The 16,170-nt window shown below is 61.3% G+C and carries 34 protein-coding genes; 26 read left to right on the plus strand and 8 right to left on the minus strand.

Annotation, left to right across the window (positions count from 1 at the left end):
* Window positions 1-3 precede the first annotated feature (3 nt).
* Genes BX604_RS36660 through BX604_RS38800 form a run of 8 tightly spaced genes read right to left on the minus strand, consistent with a single transcriptional unit; the run spans window position 4 to window position 4,385 of the window.
* Window positions 4-1,443 (minus strand): hypothetical protein, encoded by a 1,440-nt coding sequence (locus BX604_RS36660; RefSeq protein WP_098556728.1) that lies wholly within the window; start codon window positions 1,441-1,443, stop codon window positions 4-6.
* The gene (locus tag BX604_RS36665; RefSeq protein WP_143748186.1) at window positions 1,443-1,823 is read right to left on the minus strand and encodes a hypothetical protein; all 381 of its coding nucleotides are present in this window, start codon (window positions 1,821-1,823) and stop codon (window positions 1,443-1,445) included. Before BX604_RS36665 ends, BX604_RS36660 begins: the two co-directional genes overlap by 1 nt.
* Complete coding sequence (locus tag BX604_RS39275; RefSeq protein ID WP_179894954.1) at window positions 1,820-1,972, minus strand: hypothetical protein; 153 nt, start codon at window positions 1,970-1,972, stop codon at window positions 1,820-1,822. Before BX604_RS39275 ends, BX604_RS36665 begins: the two co-directional genes overlap by 4 nt.
* Complete coding sequence (locus BX604_RS36670; protein WP_098556732.1) at window positions 1,969-2,571, minus strand: S1 family peptidase; 603 nt, start codon at window positions 2,569-2,571, stop codon at window positions 1,969-1,971. The genes BX604_RS39275 and BX604_RS36670 overlap by 4 nt, the downstream gene beginning before the upstream one ends.
* 20 nt (window positions 2,572-2,591) lie before the next feature.
* Window positions 2,592-2,828, minus strand: coding sequence for a hypothetical protein (locus tag BX604_RS36675; protein WP_098556734.1), 237 nt, complete (start codon window positions 2,826-2,828; stop codon window positions 2,592-2,594).
* A 32-nt stretch (window positions 2,829-2,860) separates the two neighbouring features.
* Complete coding sequence (locus tag BX604_RS36680) at window positions 2,861-3,184, minus strand: hypothetical protein (protein ID WP_143748187.1); 324 nt, start codon at window positions 3,182-3,184, stop codon at window positions 2,861-2,863.
* A 26-nt stretch (window positions 3,185-3,210) separates the two neighbouring features.
* Complete coding sequence (locus BX604_RS36685; protein WP_098556742.1) at window positions 3,211-3,687, minus strand: hypothetical protein; 477 nt, start codon at window positions 3,685-3,687, stop codon at window positions 3,211-3,213.
* A gap of 20 nt (window positions 3,688-3,707) precedes the next feature.
* Complete coding sequence (locus BX604_RS38800; protein ID WP_143748188.1) at window positions 3,708-4,385, minus strand: hypothetical protein; 678 nt, start codon at window positions 4,383-4,385, stop codon at window positions 3,708-3,710.
* Window positions 4,386-4,859: 474 nt separating this feature from the next.
* Between BX604_RS38800 and BX604_RS36690 the strand changes: the two genes are divergently transcribed.
* From BX604_RS36690 to BX604_RS36780, 26 genes are all read left to right on the plus strand, one after another.
* On the plus strand, window positions 4,860-5,537 hold the full coding sequence (locus BX604_RS36690) for a hypothetical protein (protein WP_098556744.1): 678 nt from the start codon (window positions 4,860-4,862) through the stop codon (window positions 5,535-5,537).
* A gap of 82 nt (window positions 5,538-5,619) precedes the next feature.
* Window positions 5,620-5,775: a hypothetical protein gene (locus BX604_RS39280; RefSeq protein WP_179894955.1), complete on the plus strand. Its 156-nt coding sequence runs from the start codon at window positions 5,620-5,622 to the stop codon at window positions 5,773-5,775.
* A 704-nt stretch (window positions 5,776-6,479) separates the two neighbouring features.
* Window positions 6,480-6,677 (plus strand): hypothetical protein, encoded by a 198-nt coding sequence (locus BX604_RS38805; protein WP_143748189.1) that lies wholly within the window; start codon window positions 6,480-6,482, stop codon window positions 6,675-6,677.
* A gap of 49 nt (window positions 6,678-6,726) precedes the next feature.
* Entirely contained in the window at window positions 6,727-6,870 is a 144-nt protein-coding gene (locus BX604_RS39285) for a hypothetical protein (protein ID WP_179894956.1), read from the plus strand.
* A 114-nt stretch (window positions 6,871-6,984) separates the two neighbouring features.
* Window positions 6,985-7,515 carry a hypothetical protein gene (locus BX604_RS36695; RefSeq protein WP_098556746.1) on the plus strand — a complete coding sequence of 177 codons (531 nt, stop codon included), beginning with the start codon at window positions 6,985-6,987 and terminating at the stop codon, window positions 7,513-7,515.
* A gap of 23 nt (window positions 7,516-7,538) precedes the next feature.
* Complete coding sequence (locus BX604_RS36700; RefSeq protein ID WP_098556748.1) at window positions 7,539-7,718, plus strand: hypothetical protein; 180 nt, start codon at window positions 7,539-7,541, stop codon at window positions 7,716-7,718.
* 58 nt (window positions 7,719-7,776) lie between these two features.
* A complete protein-coding gene (locus BX604_RS36705) occupies window positions 7,777-7,965 on the plus strand; it encodes a hypothetical protein (RefSeq protein ID WP_098556750.1) in 189 nt (62 codons plus the stop codon).
* 213 nt (window positions 7,966-8,178) lie between these two features.
* Window positions 8,179-8,463 carry a hypothetical protein gene (locus BX604_RS36710; protein WP_098556752.1) on the plus strand — a complete coding sequence of 95 codons (285 nt, stop codon included), beginning with the start codon at window positions 8,179-8,181 and terminating at the stop codon, window positions 8,461-8,463.
* Window positions 8,464-8,523: 60 nt separating this feature from the next.
* Window positions 8,524-8,712, plus strand: coding sequence for a hypothetical protein (locus tag BX604_RS38810; RefSeq protein ID WP_143748191.1), 189 nt, complete (start codon window positions 8,524-8,526; stop codon window positions 8,710-8,712).
* Between the two features lie 48 nt (window positions 8,713-8,760).
* Window positions 8,761-9,063, plus strand: coding sequence for a hypothetical protein (locus BX604_RS36715; protein ID WP_098556754.1), 303 nt, complete (start codon window positions 8,761-8,763; stop codon window positions 9,061-9,063).
* Window positions 9,064-9,118: 55 nt separating this feature from the next.
* Entirely contained in the window at window positions 9,119-9,331 is a 213-nt protein-coding gene (locus BX604_RS36720) for a hypothetical protein (RefSeq protein WP_098556756.1), read from the plus strand.
* Window positions 9,332-9,363: 32 nt separating this feature from the next.
* On the plus strand, window positions 9,364-10,296 hold the full coding sequence (locus tag BX604_RS36725; protein ID WP_098556758.1) for a hypothetical protein: 933 nt from the start codon (window positions 9,364-9,366) through the stop codon (window positions 10,294-10,296).
* Window positions 10,297-10,616: 320 nt separating this feature from the next.
* On the plus strand, window positions 10,617-11,093 hold the full coding sequence (locus BX604_RS36730; protein WP_179894957.1) for an AP2 domain-containing protein: 477 nt from the start codon (window positions 10,617-10,619) through the stop codon (window positions 11,091-11,093).
* 19 nt (window positions 11,094-11,112) lie between these two features.
* On the plus strand, window positions 11,113-12,231 hold the full coding sequence (locus BX604_RS36735; RefSeq protein ID WP_143748192.1) for an ATP-binding protein: 1,119 nt from the start codon (window positions 11,113-11,115) through the stop codon (window positions 12,229-12,231).
* A gap of 56 nt (window positions 12,232-12,287) precedes the next feature.
* The gene (locus BX604_RS36740; RefSeq protein WP_143748193.1) at window positions 12,288-12,491 is read left to right on the plus strand and encodes a hypothetical protein; all 204 of its coding nucleotides are present in this window, start codon (window positions 12,288-12,290) and stop codon (window positions 12,489-12,491) included.
* A gap of 1 nt (window position 12,492) precedes the next feature.
* On the plus strand, window positions 12,493-12,645 hold the full coding sequence (locus BX604_RS39290; RefSeq protein ID WP_179894958.1) for a hypothetical protein: 153 nt from the start codon (window positions 12,493-12,495) through the stop codon (window positions 12,643-12,645).
* Complete coding sequence (locus tag BX604_RS36745) at window positions 12,635-12,889, plus strand: hypothetical protein (RefSeq protein WP_098556766.1); 255 nt, start codon at window positions 12,635-12,637, stop codon at window positions 12,887-12,889. The genes BX604_RS39290 and BX604_RS36745 overlap by 11 nt, the downstream gene beginning before the upstream one ends.
* A 1-nt stretch (window position 12,890) precedes the next feature.
* The gene (locus BX604_RS39295; protein WP_179894959.1) at window positions 12,891-13,151 is read left to right on the plus strand and encodes a hypothetical protein; all 261 of its coding nucleotides are present in this window, start codon (window positions 12,891-12,893) and stop codon (window positions 13,149-13,151) included.
* Between the two features lie 2 nt (window positions 13,152-13,153).
* Entirely contained in the window at window positions 13,154-14,290 is a 1,137-nt protein-coding gene (locus tag BX604_RS36750) for a vWA domain-containing protein (RefSeq protein ID WP_179894960.1), read from the plus strand.
* A complete protein-coding gene (locus BX604_RS36755) occupies window positions 14,277-14,576 on the plus strand; it encodes a hypothetical protein (RefSeq protein ID WP_098556771.1) in 300 nt (99 codons plus the stop codon). Before BX604_RS36750 ends, BX604_RS36755 begins: the two co-directional genes overlap by 14 nt.
* Window positions 14,577-14,592: 16 nt before the next feature.
* Entirely contained in the window at window positions 14,593-14,832 is a 240-nt protein-coding gene (locus BX604_RS36760) for a hypothetical protein (RefSeq protein WP_143748195.1), read from the plus strand.
* The gene (locus BX604_RS36765; protein ID WP_098556777.1) at window positions 14,822-15,091 is read left to right on the plus strand and encodes a hypothetical protein; all 270 of its coding nucleotides are present in this window, start codon (window positions 14,822-14,824) and stop codon (window positions 15,089-15,091) included. Before BX604_RS36760 ends, BX604_RS36765 begins: the two co-directional genes overlap by 11 nt.
* A gap of 4 nt (window positions 15,092-15,095) precedes the next feature.
* The gene (locus BX604_RS36770; RefSeq protein ID WP_098556779.1) at window positions 15,096-15,353 is read left to right on the plus strand and encodes a hypothetical protein; all 258 of its coding nucleotides are present in this window, start codon (window positions 15,096-15,098) and stop codon (window positions 15,351-15,353) included.
* Window positions 15,340-15,618, plus strand: coding sequence for a hypothetical protein (locus tag BX604_RS36775; protein ID WP_098556781.1), 279 nt, complete (start codon window positions 15,340-15,342; stop codon window positions 15,616-15,618). Before BX604_RS36770 ends, BX604_RS36775 begins: the two co-directional genes overlap by 14 nt.
* Entirely contained in the window at window positions 15,608-15,889 is a 282-nt protein-coding gene (locus BX604_RS38815; protein ID WP_143748196.1) for a hypothetical protein, read from the plus strand. The genes BX604_RS36775 and BX604_RS38815 overlap by 11 nt, the downstream gene beginning before the upstream one ends.
* Complete coding sequence (locus BX604_RS36780; RefSeq protein ID WP_098556783.1) at window positions 15,873-16,160, plus strand: hypothetical protein; 288 nt, start codon at window positions 15,873-15,875, stop codon at window positions 16,158-16,160. Before BX604_RS38815 ends, BX604_RS36780 begins: the two co-directional genes overlap by 17 nt.
* The last annotated feature ends 10 nt before the right edge of the window (window positions 16,161-16,170 follow it).

Raw genomic sequence — 16,170 nt, forward strand, 5'->3', positions numbered from 1 at the left:
GCGCTAACGGACTGCATAGGGATTGCCCCTACTTCGCTGCCCCCACCCGCGCGTAGCGACCTGTTTGCCTGCGCGTTCCTCGCCGCGGCGGAAGTAGCGCACCAGGTACTCGTACGCGTTCGCCACGTGCGAATGCATGCTCTTGTCCGGGATCTCGCGCTGCACGTCAGTCTTGCTGACCGTGTACTTGTAGCCTCCCGTCAGCGCGCGGATCAGCTTGATGCAGCCAGGGTCGATCGTCATGGCCGGCCCGTCGCCAGTCAGCCGCATCAGGTAGTACTGCACCGGTGCTATGCGGCTCTCGATCGAATTGTCCGTGTCGTAATGAACGGCAAAGTGCTTTTTCAGCTCGGTGATCACCGAGCTTCCCTGCTTCGCCTGACTCTCGTTCACGCTGGCCGGGTCCGGCACCATCAGAAAATCGAACCCAAGGTACTTGCGCATCAGCAGCGGCTTCAGCTTCTCCGCGATCATGCGGTCGGTGGCGAAATCTTCGAGGACGAGTTCGTCAAAGACCAGAACGCGGCCCACGCTGTCGTCGTATTGTCCGAGCACGAGAGCAGAGCGCATACCAGGGTCATAGCCTGCCACCAGTTGACGGGCTCGGTTGGGCGTGAGAGTTCGCTTGCTGACATGGAAGTCCCGGTTGAACATCGGGTAGACCGGCTTGCCGACGAGCGAATACCCCCACTCGACCTCGATGAACTGCTTGATCCAGTGCTTCGTCTTGCCTTTCGCCAGGTTCGTGTAATAGTCGCGCTTGCCCGGCAGGTTCTCGGTGTTCTCGGCTTCGTCCGAGAATCCGCTCGGCTGCTTGAAGTACGTCCAGTTCTCCGGCACTTCCTGGTCGGCCGGCAGCTGGTCGCGCGCTTCTTCCTCCAGCATCGGGTACCACCACACCGCCTCCATGCCAGGGTTGCTCGCGCCCCACATGCCCCAGTTCGTCGCGCCGCCCTCGATCTCCGGCGGGTAGCGGCCGCAGCGGGCGGACAGCGCTTCCACGATCGCCTGCGGAAGCTCGACGAACTCGTCGATGATCGCGAACGTCACTTCGAGCGACAGCACGCGGTTGATGTCGTCCGGCGTATCGAGCGGCCGGAACATCACCTCGCACTCGACGTCGCCGTAGCGCAGGATGAAGTCCTTGTCGGTCGCCTTCCAACGCCCCGCCTGGCCATCCTTGAACCAGTACATGAAGCTCTTGATCGTCGTGTCGCGCAGCTGCGGCGCCGTGTTACGCACCACCACGCAGCGCGAGCGGCGGATGCCGTCGATCGGGCTCGGCGCCTGCAGCTGCGCCATGTAGATCAGCTTCATGAAGATGCCGGTCGTCTTGCCCGAGCCGACCGGGCCGACGATCCAGTCGAGGAACAGCTCCCCCGCGCGGAAGTGCTTGATGAACGCCTTGACGGTCGGCGGCGGGGTGTAGTTGATGCTCGCCATCAGCCGCGGCCCTTCTTCACGCGCAGCCCCGCGACGAGAAACGTCGGCAGCGCCGCCGTGAGCAGATGATCGAACAGGTAGGTCAGCGCTTCGTCGGTGTCCGGGTTGATCGGCACGCCGACATGCCCGAGCGTCGCGACGGCCACATGCAGCAGCTCGTGCGCGAGCGTCGGGATCGCCCCATCAAACACGCCGATCATGTACGCGCGGCCGCCATCCGAGCCCTCCAGCGCGTGCGTAATACCGAGCGCGAACTCGGTATCGTCCCCCGGCACGCCGAACTTGTCCGCCACCGCGCCCCATTCCTTGCGGGTGCGGCACAGCACGACCTCGCCGCCGTACAGCGGGATGGGGATGATGACTGCCCTGGCCTTTTTCATCGCCGGCACCCCGGCAGCTTCCAGACCTTGATGAACGGGCGGCCGTACGCCAGCATCCACGCGTCATCCTTGCGCACGATCTTCATGCGCCAGCCCTCAGCCTGCACGAAGTAGCGCCCGATACGTACATTCAGCCATGCGCTGCTCATGCCTGGGCCTCTGGCGTGCCGGCGACGAACGGCTGGATCTTGTCGATCGTCACGATCGTGGCAAGATGCGCGAACGTCATCACGCCCATCGGCGACATCATCACCGCGAGCGCATCGGCGAACCCGATCACGTCTCCGTTCTCGTCGAACACCGGGCCGCCGGAGTTGCCCGGCGCAACGTCTGCGGTAATGGTCGAGCCGCCCTGGTAGCGCCCCTCGGTCATGATCCGGTTGTAGACCAGCGGGTCGCCTATCGTGTACACGGGCGCGAACTGATCTGGCATGCGCTGCGCGAACCGCACGGGCTTCATGCTGGCCTTCTCGGCGCACACCACGGCGATATCCAGCTGCGCATCCTGGCGGACCACCTTGGCCTGGTGCTCGACCTTGTCGGCGCCGGCAATGCGTACCGTCTTCTCCGCGCCGTCAACCACATGCTCGGCCGTGACCACGCAGTGCTTGCTGACCGGGAAGCCGGTGCCGTGCCCCGAGTCGGTCATGACCGAGACGACGGAGCCGACCGACGCGCGCTGCGTCGACGCCAGCGACGTGCAGGCCACGAGGGTCGCCAGAATGATGAATGCGAGAATGGAGCGCATGTGCGTTCTCCTGCGGCGCGTCACTGGATGGCGTCGGTGGATGCGGGGATATCGCTGGACTCCAGCAGTCGCAGCGTCACGGAACCGGCTTCGTGGTCAGCACCAACAACCCACCGGAAGGCACCGTTGTCCAGCACGCTGCGCATCACCAGCTCGTCCTCGGCCGTGATGATCACTTCCGTCACGCCGAGTTTCGCCAGCAGACACCCCAGCAGAATCGCGTCGGTGTCGCTCTCCGTGTCAAGGATGCGCAGCATGGTCAGGATTCCTGATTATTTGGGGCGAAAAATCAGAGCTGCATGCGGTTCAGCAGTTCGCAGTTCCGGTCGATGACGGCTGCGATATGCGACCCCAGCTCCGACAGCGCGACGCCATGAGCGGATGCCGCTTCAGGTCCGGCAGCGGCCGGCACCGAAGTCAACGGGCACGGCGGGGCAAGCACCACGCGAAGCCGCGCCTCGATCTCCTGTTGCTGCGCGTCGAGCACGCCAACCAGAGTGAGCAGTCGCGACATCATCGCGTCGATCTCGCTCGCGGGGGCCGGCACGGTCGATGCGGCCATTTTGCCCTGCGCGGGGGAATTGGCGTTCAGCTGGTCGGGGTATGGCAGCATTGCAGTCTCCTTGGGTAAAGTCGGCCTCAGCCGAGATTCAGCACGATGTTGAAGTTCGGTTTGCCGTCAGCGTCGGCGGCCTTGATGTCCAGGCCGGCCCACTTCACCGTCGACTTGATCAGGTCCGCGCGCACGCTGTCGCTCGTCGCCGGGTTCTGCACCATCGAGAACGACGTGGCGAGGAAAGCCTCGGCCTGCATGCGGGCCTTCACCTTGAAGCTCATGCCCTCGACGCGGAGCATTTCCACGGCTTCCTGGTACGCCTTGATGAACACCGGGTGCGCGATGATGCGCGCGAATTCATCGCGGGAAATGCCGTATGCCTCGCACACCTCCCGCGGCTTCACCTCGCCCATCGCCAGCTCGATCGGCAGCATGGCCGGGAAACCGATCTGGGCCGGGTCGCGCGCTGCCATCTCCAGCAGGCGACGCAGCGTGTCCTCCTGCGCATCGGCTGGCAGGTTAGACACGTACTCGGCGATGTCGGTCGTCCCCGGCTTCATTGCTTCGGAATCCTCTCTATTTACCCGGTAAGTCTAGCCGACGGGGGCATAGACAAACGATCGGCAACCGACGCAAACGGATCGGTAGTTTCACTGGCATTATTGGTTTTAAAGTCATTTGCCGTGACCACCTGCCCAGTCGCCGCGATTCGGCTAAATATCCGATACGCCTTTTGATACGTAATATTAATTTGTTCGGCGAATACCGTAAGCGGGCACAAATTACCATCCGACATCTTTACGGATAAACCGACCTCACGTCGCGCGACTTTCTTTCGTGGCGACTTCCACCGGCAATTGTTACATTTATAGGGCTCGTTGGGGTTTATCCTGAGCAGCTCGTGCCCCGGCACCCAGGTCGATGCCATCTCGAAAACGAAGGCATCGAATTTATCCCATTCAGGCGAAACTTCGCCCTTGCTGTGCATTTCACTCCACACAGTTTTGAGCGCTTCGCGCAGCGCCGCGAATCGTTTTGGCGTGCCCACCGACTGCAGTGCCACCGCGTGCCGATCCGCATTCTGCTCCTGACGTAAGCAGCCACATGATTTAGTCTCTCCCCGCACCAGCTTGTCCGTACGCACTGTCTTTGCAACTGATCCGCATTCGCAATCGCAAAGGTGGTACGAGCCCACCCGCTTGGTCGCCGTCAATCGACCGAACTTATTTCCTATGATGTTTTTAGCTGCCCTGGACATGTTATTCCCCCGAATTTCTCTGGTTCCTCGTGCCGCGCGCACCGACGCGCAGGCTAGTTTTATCCTACAAACTGTCAGCCGTAAAGGGATGAGCAGTAGGCATATTTGCCCGCAGTTTCGTGGTTGTGCTACGGGGGAATTTAATATCTATAGGGGCAATTAAAAACCCCGCAAAATTCTTTACCCATAGGGGCAATTAATTTTCGGCGCATTTTATATGGGATTGCATGGACGACGACCCCGCCCACCCTCCATCTCATCCCCCTGGGTACCCCCGGCCGGGAGCAAGTAATTCTTTCTTTTGCGCGCATTTTCAGGACGTTTGGTCGCCTCAACCGCTTGTCCGCGTATTTGCGTTAATCCGTGAATTGCATAAGATGCAGTCGCGGGGCAACGTTTCGCTCCAAACGTGTTGGGAGAAAGAGCAGTACAGCGCGCGGATCGCTCTATCCGCTTACTTGTTGGGAGAAAATCATGATCGTCCATACGTCCATCGCCACGCCGGTTGAAGTCCTGCCGTTCCACAAGTCCGCGTACGATATCGTCGCTGCCGCACGCAAAGCCGAGCAAACCATGGCTGCGAAGCTTTGCGTGTTGCTCACCTCGCGCTACGGCGACACGATGCCGACCTTCGCGCAGTACCGCGCCGATCACGACGCGCTCGCCGAGTTGGCGAAGGCTAAGGGGCTGACGGACAACCAATGGGTGCGCAAGCCCTACGCGGCCGCCGTGATCGCGACGTACGGCGCGTTGCCCGTGTCAATGGATGCTGCGAGCGTCACCAAGCGCGCGCAGCGGCTCGCTGAGCTTGAACCGCAAGCCCAAAAGGCTTACGCGGATGCCAAGCAGGCAGCCATTGACGCGGGCAAGTCCGCCCCGATCGCGGAAGCGATTGCACAACATGCGGTCAAGACGTCGAAGAAAGCCGCGACGCCGTCGGCAGGCGCGCCGAAGGGGGAAACGCAGGTTCACCCCGTTTCGCAGTCCGAATCGGTCGAGCAGTTCGTCGCGCGTGTTGGCATCTTCACGGTGCTAGACGCATGCACGCACCTGCTCGCGGCCGAGCGCAAGACGGCTCTCCAGGCTAAAACGCTCAACGCGCTATCCGATCAACTGCGCCGCGAGCTGCAACCGGCGAAGAAGGCCGCGTAACGCGCAACGTGTTACATGACGGTCAGGCCCGTGAGTCGACACGGGCCTTTTTTCTGAGCGAATCATTGTTGGAGAAATCATCATGGAACGGTCTTACCGGTTTTTCGTGCAATACGTTGATGGGCACGTTGACTATCTGCGCGTGTCGGCAGAATCGGCGGTCGCCGCGTGCGTGATGCTGGAAACCAAGGTGGATATGGGCCAACTTGCCCACTACACCCTGGTTATCGGGCCGTGAGTAAACCACAACGGGGCTACTAGAGGAAATTCTAGGCAAATTCTAGTTTCCTCTAGCGTTCCTCTAGATGGTCATCTAGTCCACGACCGCCCGCAAACCCTTGTTCCACAAGGGTTCTTTCTATTTCAATTATTTTTACTAGAGGACTAGAGGAAACTTTTTACCCATCTCTCGTCACGCGCGACCCTCGTTATCCAAATGAATGGTTGGCCCGCAAATAACAACTCTCGTGTACCCATAGGGGGAATTGCCCATATATGGGAGTGACCGAAAAGTTTCCTCTAGTCCTCTAGTGATCTCGCAATCCCTTGCTGCATAAGGGTTTCACGCTAGAGGTGCAGCATGCCCAGTCCTCTTGTTGTTCCTCTAGCCAGCTCTACTTTCCTCTAGGCGGCCCTGTGATGCCCTTTGGCGATGGCTCTGTATTCGTTCGCGACCTTTTCCGTCCGGTTGAATACTGCATATGCGTGCATCCCTGCGCGCGCGACGTAGCGTTAGCGCACTTGGCACTTGGTGGGCAGTGCGCACTGATAGATAGAACATGCGGAGTCGCCGTCCACGTGGTAGGCGATGCATCGGAGGATCCTGACTTTTCATCGGTGCATTTTCCCTCTCATTGGCACCTCGTATTCTCGTCGCGCTCGGTTGCTTGAACCTTCGATCAATCCGACACTGTGATCTAGCAGTCATCAGGAGTCCTCATCATGACCAATGCAACCGACCGGTTCCGCAATCGCCCGATGACGGTGCGCGTATTCACCCTATGCACTCGCTGCAGCACGCTTCGCGATGACGTGGAGATGCGCACCGTCTACATGCTCGACGGCAAGCGCACGGTGGAATCTTGCGCTTCGTGTTACCGGCAAGTGCTCGCGGATATAACCGCGCTTTGCCTGGGTTAGGACAATCGGTTGTCCTGACCACTTGTCTACAACTTGTTAGGAGAAAGCCATGCAAACCCAGAACTATGTCGTCCTGTACCGCGATGCCAAGACCGGCGAGCAACACAGTGTGCCGCACTGGACGCTGCGCGCCGCACAAAAAGCCGCTGGCGCCCTGATCCGCGCTGGCGCGCTCAAGGTGCGGATCATCTGAAGGTGGAGATCAGGTCGCACCTACCATCTGTCCATAACTTGTTAGGAGATAACGATGGAACCGCATAGCCTGTCCGAGCTGGATCCGGCAGCCCGCGAGCGAGCCATTGCGTGGATGCGCGAGGCCGAGGCCAACGACTACAGCCCGGCCGACGTGATCGACGACTGCCTGACCTGCCTGCAGTTCCTGGGCATCGACGTGGACAACGATCGCAAGGGCCGGCCGGCCGTCGAGTATTCGGTCGGCGGCAATGACGACTACGTCGCGTTCTGTGGTGGCTGGCGCGTGGCGGATATGGACGTCGCCGGACTGCTCGCCTACGCGCCGCAGGATGATGCGTTGCATCGGGTGGCATCGCAATTCACGGCGATCTTGCTGCAGTGGCCGCTCGCGACGGCTGGTATCGGGCATACGGGCCAGCGTTTCGTGATCGACGTGGACTATGGCGATGACGTGCCCTGCGACGGAAAAACGCTGATCCAGTTGCTGCTCGTCGCCGTGAAAGCCGCCGCCGCATGGATGCTGGCCCGCATGCAGGCCGACTACGAGTGGCGCACGTCCGACGAAGCCTGCATCGACTGCATCGAGGCCAACGACTACCGGTTCACCAAGGCGGGCGAGTTCGTGCCCGAGGTGCCGGCCTGACCACCACACGAAGGAGAAAGACCATGAACTTTGCACAAATCCACGCGGTAATTGACTGTCTCGAAACGCAGGTAAGCGAACTGCGCATCACGCTTGAGGTATTGGTGGCGATGGACATGATAATTTCCGCCGTTTCCCAGCAGAACGTGATTGACGCCCTGTCGCAGCAAGTGCGCCAGCTTCGCATTTACGCGGAGTCTTGATCGCAGATCGACCAACCGCTCGCGCTATAGGAGAAAGACCGTGACTCAGCACGTCGAAATGGACACGAACGGCAAGACGGCCGACGAACTGCACGACCGCATCCGATTCCTTCGTGATGAACGTTTGAAGCTGCTGCGCAAGGATGGCCGCATTCCGTACAGCGGCCCGAACCGCGACACATACGACCAGATGACCAGCGAAATCGAAAACCTGATGGTTCTCTGGCGCTACGTGGCCGACGCCTAACAACCGCCCCCGCTACAGGAGAAAGACGATGAACCGCGAACCGTCTAAGTACGTATGTGCGCGATGTGGTGCGTCGGTCGGCTATTGGTATTTCGGTTGGAAACACCAAACGGGATGGCACAGCCCGCCAACGTGCGGGCAAAAACCAGTACCAGTGCTGCGCGAACAGTACAAGCCGGCCTAACAACCGCGCCCGCTACAGGAATCTGACCAATGAACACGCATACCGCATGGGTGGTCCCGCGCCACCCGACCAAGTATTGCGAGCCGTATCGTGAACGGCGGAAGCTGACGTTTCAGGTCGAGCCCGTGCCGCGCGATATCGTGGAGTCGACACGTGCGCTGCTCGGCGAGGATCACATGCTCGTCCTGTCAGGCCCGCGCGGGCCGAGGGGCGGATGGCCGACGCTGCGCTACCTGCGCGCTGACGAGCCGCTACCCAAGCGGATACTCGGCTGCCGCACCGAATACACAGTGCACGTGGTCGTGACGGATTGAGAGTAATCGGCGGCACGCCGATACTAAGTACTCCGATGTACAACTTGTTAGGAGAAGGCGATGCCGAAGTATCGCGTGTGTCTGGAGGAATTGGTTGAGTACGAGCTGTTCGTCGACGCGGCAAATAAAGACGAGGCCGAACAGAAAGCGCGCGAGCAGTTCGCGGCACTCGGCCCGATCCAGCGGAACCGTGCCGTCGCCGCCATTCCGGCCCGTGAAGTAACCGAATGCCGCGAATGGTCGGCGTGACACCCGGTCAGGACAACCACCTGTCCACAACTTGCTAGGAGAAACGCAATGGCCACGTTCATGGTTGCCGACGCAGATGGCAAGCGCACGCTCGAAGCTGAACAGCTCGCAACGTTCGCGCACTACACCCAAGGCGTGCAGTACCGCTTCGTCGTGACGAAATTGCCGCACGAGCACGTCGGGTCCGTCACGCATCGCGCGAGCGGCAGCAAGGTCTGCTCGCTGACAGTCAACGGCATGCTGGCCGCGCTGAACGACGCCAAGGTGGCAGGCGAAGCCGAGCTGACGAAGCTGATCGCACGGCACGGCGAGGCGCGCGTGGCATCGGTGCTGCGCGCCGCTGAAGCGTAAGACCCAGACACCCGGTTGATCTGACCACCTGTCCACACGTTACAAGGAGCACATCATGGAATGCCAAGGCACCAACTGCACCGTCAACGACAGCTACAACGCAGACGTCGCGCACAGCACGCAATGTCAGTTCGAACACTTCTGCGCGGTGCGTCAGCTGCCGATGGACAGGACGGTCGACAACCGCCGGTTCTGCAGCATGGAAACTGAGCACGCGTGGGCAGCGTTCACCTGGAAGATGGACCCGCAACCCGGCTGGCCGGCGTGACCCATCAACCAACACGTTACAAGGAGACGACCATGTCACTCCGCAACTCCGTTCTACTCTACCGGCCGAGCCTGTCCATCTGGACGGCCAAGCGCCTGGACAAGGCCCAGAGCCAGAAGGTTACGCAGGATGCCGGCGCCACCGACGGCAGCGCCCGCGTGCACAAGGATCTGTTGCCCGACTGCACCGAGCTGGACGACGTGCAGAAGTGGGCGAACAGCTATCGCACGTTCATCTACACGAACACCGCACCCTGGGACGACAGCGGCTGGCGCGTGGGCAACGTGGCCCGGCACATGGACTTCATCGCCGAGTCGGGCGACCGCATCACGCAGGGCTACCTGCTGGTCGACGCGCTGCTGGTCAAGTATCAGCAGGCCGTGGCCGAGGCGCAGTTCCGGCTCGCGCACCTGTTCAACCCGAGTGACTACCCCGGCGAGCAGGAGGTGCGCGCCAAGTTCCGCTTCTCGCTCGACGTGATGCCGCTACCCACCGCTGACGACTTCCGCATCGTGGAGGGTGTCGACCAGTCCGAGGTCGATCGCCTGATCGGCGAGGCAACGAGCGCGACCGAGCAGCGCATCGCCGATGCGATGGCCGAGGCATACAAGCGCCTGCACGGCGTGGTGTCGAAGATGGCGTCGACGCTCGAATGCTACGGCGACAAGACGGTCAAGAAGTTCAACGACTCGCTGGTCGGCAACATCGCCGAACTGGTCGCTGTGATGCCCGCTCTCAACCTGACCAACGACCCGAAGCTGGCGCAGCTGTGCGACGAGGCGCGCTCGCTCGCCACGTACAGCCCGGTCGACCTGCGCAAGGACGAAGCCGTGCGCGCGGCGGCGATCACCGAAGCCCGTGCGCTCGCCGACAAGTTCCGCGACATGGTCGAGCAGGAGGAAAAGACTACGGTCACGCGCGCAAAATCGGACGCTGCGCTGGTCGCCGATCTGATGGAGGTGTGACGTGCACCCGACCGCTGCGTTGCTGGCGCTGCACGGATGCCAGTTTTATAGCTTCGAGGGAGGCGCGTTACATGCGGCGCTGGCACGCGCTCCAGAGCGGAACTTGTCAGGACTTTTCTATTTGTCATATCGCGGGGATTGGGAGCGCCAGACCGTGCTTATACCGGAGCGATATCACCGATGTGACTGGTCCGATATACCCGACCGTAAGTGGGACGTGATTCGCCCCGATCTGCTGCACCGTTTCATTGAGAGTATTACCGCGTAGGATCACACTGTAATCGTCGTCACCAATGACGACTCACTTGTTAGGAGACCAGATGAAAACCCTGCTACTTTCTCAAGGCTACGTCGCGGTGGTAGACGATGCGGACTATGAGGATGTAGCGCAATTCAAGTGGTCAGTGCTGCGGGCTGGACAGTGGCTGTATGCGATGCGTACGTGGCGCGAAGATGGTCGAGGCAGATGCGAACTGATGCACAGGCGAATCCTTGGGCTACATCGCGGCGACCCAACGAAAGTAGATCATCGCGATGGAGACGGCCTGAACAACCAGCGCAACAATCTGCGTCCTGCCACTGATGCGCAAAACATGTGGAACAGTCGGCGACCACGCAACAATACCAGTGGGTATAAGGGGGTCAGCTACTACACTGCAAAACGAAAATGGTGTGCGGAAATATCCGCGCACAGCAAGCGTAAGAAACTTGGGTATTTTGATTCGCCCGAAGAAGCATATGCAGCGTATTGCCGTGCCGCTGCCGAACTGCACGGTGAATTTTTTAATTTTGGCTAACTGGTTAGGAGAATTAATCATGTCAATTCGACTCCGTGAACTGCCCCCTGTTCTCGTCCGCAACTACATCGCCCGCACGAACACGTTCATGGCCGGTAAGCCGGCGATCGGTAAGACGACGATCATCAACGAGTTCGCCGAGCAGATGAAGAAGCGTATCGAAGGCTTCAAGGTGTGGGCGTTCTACGCGCCGACGATGTCGCCGATGGACATCGTGGCGAGCGCACCGGACTACGAGCGCGGCACGCTGCGGCTGTACAACAACGAGGCGCTGCCGAACGCCTACGTCGACGCCGACGCGAAGGGCATCGTGTTCTTCGGCGAGCTGCCGAACGCCGACCCGGCCACCGCCAAGCTGCTGCAGAAGTACATCAACGGCGAGGACATGTCCGGCTCGCTGCGCAAGCCCGACGGCGTCATCGTGATCGCCGACGGCAACCGGATCGAAGACAAGTCCGGCGTGCAGCAGCAGGGCCGCGCGTTCCTGTCGCGCTTCGAGCATCTCGACGTGTACGTCGAGCCGAACGACAACATCGAGTTCGCCGCCAAGCACGCATGGCATCCGTTCGTGCAAACGTTCTTCAAGGACAACGCGCATCTGATCGACAACTACGACGACGTGTTCGAAACCACGCAGTCGGCGCGCGAGCGGCGCAAGCAGGCGGGCGGCGACGCATCCGACCGGATGAGCGAAGAAGGCAAGCGCGGGATCTGGTCGAACATGCGGGCCTGGGAACGCATCAGCCGCAAGGAATACGCGGCTGACGAGCTGTCGTCGCCCGTCACGCTGGCCGAGTGCATCGGCAACCTGGGCGTCGGCGTGGGCACCGCGTACCACACGCACAAGGCGATCGCCGGCACGATCGCGAGCGTCGACGAGGTGATGAAAGACCCGGCCGGCGTCGAGCTGCCCAAGGGCATGGCCGAGCGCTACATGATGGCGATGATGGTCGCGCTGCGCTGCACCGAGGATCAGATGCCGCAAGTGCACACGTTCGGCCAACGCCTGCCGTACGAGTTCCAGACGGTCATCCTGAAGAACATCGTGCGGCGCAAGGGCTTCGACTACCAGCGCGGCGGCACGTATGTGAAGTGGGTCAGCGATCCCGAGCTGAACCGCTTGCTCGCCGGGAAGTGATCGTGGGCGCGACACGACGCCTGCGGTGGGGCACCGCAGGGTGGGTCGAGATTGCTGTGGATCCGATCCCCCTCGACGCTGCGGTTGCCCACTACGAGCTTGGCGGCATGCTTATCGGCATGCGCGGAGGATTGCCGGTCGCGCTCCTTCGCGGGATGGGCGTGGTTAACCCGAGCGCGAGCCTGATGTGCGGCTGCGAGTGGCACCTCGTCATCACGGACAGCTGGTCGCAACAACCATCTGTCTCGAAAGGAGATTGAAATGGCCAAGCTCTGTTTCCTGCTGGCGATAGCGTGTGCCGCGGCCGGCATCGTCAGGGACGACTTCATCGGGCTCGTGTTCATCTGGGCCGCGCCGTACTTTGTCCTTTGCGGCACGCTGATCTCCCTGGGCAGGAGCCGCCATGCACCCTAAAGCCGTGACGTTGATGCTCGCAGGCTTCGAACCGTTCAGGTTCAAGTCACGGGGAGCGTTCGTACGCGTGATGCGAACGCCGTATGAGGCGTTCGCATATGGGCTGATATACAGCGACTGCTGGGAATATAACCGCGCGCCCCAGCCTTCCGAGTACGAACCGATCGACTGGAGCGCAGTCCCCTGTTCGGTATGGGACGCCCTGCCTGACGAACTGCTGCAACGCGCGATCGAAGGAGCCTGACATGCACCCGAAAGCTGTAACGCTGGCGCTGGCTGGGATGGTGCCGTATTGGCTGCCGCCTACCAACACAGTGAGCTTCCGGCGCCCTGGGTTTGCGTACAACGCATGGGGAGCAACCATCAACATAGATTTGCTGCGTTGGCGCGGGGCGATGGCAGCCGACCCGCGGATGTACGAGCGTGTCGAGTGGGACTACCTGCCCGATGGCGCATGGGACGCCATGTCCGACGAGCTGCTGCAACAAGCAATCCAAGGAGAATGAAAGTGGAAGAAACCAACCTGGCCGCGGCCGCCTTCGTGCGCATCACGCTGCGGCGCGAACTGAGCTTCTGGACCGAAGTGGCCTACTCGCTGACCGTGCGCGAGGCAACCGATGTGCCGACGGCGGCGACCGACGGCCGCACGCTGTTCCTGAACCGCGAGTTCTTCGGCAGCAAGCCGCTCGACTATCAGGTGCTGGTCGTCCTGCATGAGCTGATTCACAAGGTGCTACTGCACTGCACGCGGCGCGGCGCGCGCGATCCGATGCTGTGGAATATCGCCGCCGACTTCGTCGTCAATGCCCTGCTGAAGGAGAACGGGTTCGACATCCCGCAGGGCTGGTTGTACGACGCGAAGTATCACGGCTGGCTGACCGAGTCGGTGTATGCCGACCTGCAGAAGCAGGTCGACGCCAAGGGCGGCATGGCGCAGGCCGGCATCTCGCTGCCCGAGGGGTGGCAGGATATCCACGACGTCGACGGCGGCGCCGAGGAAGTCGAGAAGTATGAGCAGGAAGTCAAGGCGCTGGTCGAGCGCGCGACGGCGAACGCCCGAGCGATGGGCACCCTGCCCGCCGGCATCGAGGCGGGCGTGGTCGAGGTGTACAAGCCTGCGCGCGAGCCGTGGTTCAACCACCTGCACCGCTTCATGCAGGCGCTGTCGTCGAGCGAGTACAACTGGGCGAGGCTGAACCGTCGCACGCTGCGCACGCACGGCTGCTTCTCGCCGATGCACCAGAACGATTCGCTCGGCGAGGTGGCCGTGTTCATCGACACGTCGGGCAGCTGCTACGACAAGGCGCAGCAGTCGAACTTCGCCGGGCACCTGAACGCGATCCTGTCCGAAGCCAAGCCGCAGAAGGTGCACGTCTACTACTTCGACACGCGCGTCTACCCCGGCGACCAGATCGAGGCGGGAGAACTGGACGTGAAGCTGCGGCCGCGCGGTGGTGGCGGCACGTCGTTCGCCGGGTTGTTCCGCCAACTGGAGGACGACGGCGTCGAGCCGGCCGTGTCGATCGTGCTGACCGACCTGATGGGTACGTTTCCGGCCGAAGGCCCGGCTCACCCGGTGATCTGGGCGAACATCATGGATCACGGCACGGCGCCGTTCGGCGAGACGATCTATGTCGAAGCCTGACCGCATGCTCGTTGAGCTGAAGTTGGTTGGCGTCCGCCCCATATTCTTCGTGTGCCCGCGCACGACGGTGGGCGACGCCCTTACCACCCTCATCAAAGTGAATCTGAAGTCCGTCAATCATAGTCAGCTTACCCCTACCGTGACGAGCCTCATCGTCTGGGCGCATGGCCAGGCGATTGCCGAAGGCGTCATCCAGGATCTGCAGACGTGCCGATTCCAGCGTAACCCGCAGGAGTATGTCGCGGTTCACATTTATGGGTTTGATATGTGCGACGTCGAGGCATGACATGGACCGCGCAGCGATGGAAGCCACCCTGGCGTTGCTGGGGTGGCAGTGTGTGGTTGATCAGTGGCCGGTTAGAAACGCTATCGACTGGAACTTGTGCCGCGGTGAGGATCTAGTGTCGTTCGATTTCAAAGATGGAGTGACCGTGTATCGCCCGGCTACCAATGTGCGCGAGGCGCGGCCTTTCTCAGACATGCCCGACACTGTCTTTCGTCAGCTGGCACCCTACGCCTTGGAGCAGAGCAATGAGCGCTGACATGCCGCGCGAGGCGATGATCTCGCACCTGGTGCTGCTCGAATACTTCCCGTTGCGCCTGCCGTATCTCGGGATCGCCCATCCGTCGGGTGCGTATCACTTTTTGAGTGGGGTGATTGACCCCGCCCTCGGCCGGCGCGTTACCGTGCGCGGCGTATGCAAAGGCACCGAGCAGGACCGAGCCGAACCGTGGAGCGAGATCACCGACGACATGCTGGTCGCATTCATGGCCGACTTGGGCCTGATGGAACGGGAGTGACGACATGGACAGGACAGCAATGGAGGCAACGCTCGCGCTGCTGGGGTGGAGGCAGGGATACTTCATCGGGATGGAAGGAAAGTACTACAGCAGGCCGTTCCCCGGCCTACGCGGTGATGGGTACGATGTATGGGTAGGTATCCTCGATGATGCAACGCAGTCCCCACACCAGAAAGACGACTTCGAGACGGCCCAGATCGGTGAGGCCGCGTTCTGGAAGTGTGCCGCCAGGGCGATGGAGATATCGAATGCTGCCGCCTGATGATGTGCTCGTTGCGCACCTGACGTTGCTGGGATTCCTGGGCTGGCGGCAAGACTGGGAAGGTAAAGGCGCCCGCGAGAATGCCGAGTGGTCCATCTGGATTCGCGGGCATGAGGCATGGTGGAACGCTGGACAGGCCAAGGTCGAAGTGTTCAAGATGGAACCGATGCAGTCTACCTTTCCACTGGTGTCCCTCGACCAGCTTCCTCGCCCGCTGTTGCGCAAACTGGCCGCCGAGCTGCTGGAGTGTGAAGATGAACGCTGAGCGCTGGACGCGCGACCAGTACATCGCGCACCTGTCGCTGCTCGGATGGCACGCTGTTTGGTATCCGGACCAACCGCATTGGGGGCGCGGGATCGGCGGTGTGGGTCGAGTGCTCTGGTTACGAGGCGCCGGAGTGCCCGCGCCGGACGCAATGGTGATGGAGTACGGAACCGATCCGCCAAGCAAACGCTGCGACTGGGGCAAGCTTGGGTACTACTACCTCGAAGCGTTCGTTCGATACCTGGAGGCGAACCATGATCTACGACCGTGACGCGCTGATCTCGCACTTCGTCCTTCTCGGCTGGGAGCCGATACAGGTAGTAGAGAACCAGTATATCCACCGGATCGCCATGCTGAACGGCGACCGCATTATGTACATCGACTCGTACGTGGTATCGCGGCATGCTGGAAATGTTGTGCACTTGCCGGCGAGCCCGGCGTTCCTCATCGTGCGCGGCCGGACTGCGGGCTGGGATGACTTTGCCGACCATAACCTGCGCGAATTCTACCGGGCGCTCGCCCCTGACCGATCGCCTCCGTGACCGTAGTAAG

The sequence above is a fragment of the Burkholderia sp. JKS000303 genome (assembly GCF_002563755.1).
Taxonomy (GTDB): Bacteria; Pseudomonadota; Gammaproteobacteria; order Burkholderiales; family Burkholderiaceae; genus Burkholderia; species Burkholderia anthina_B.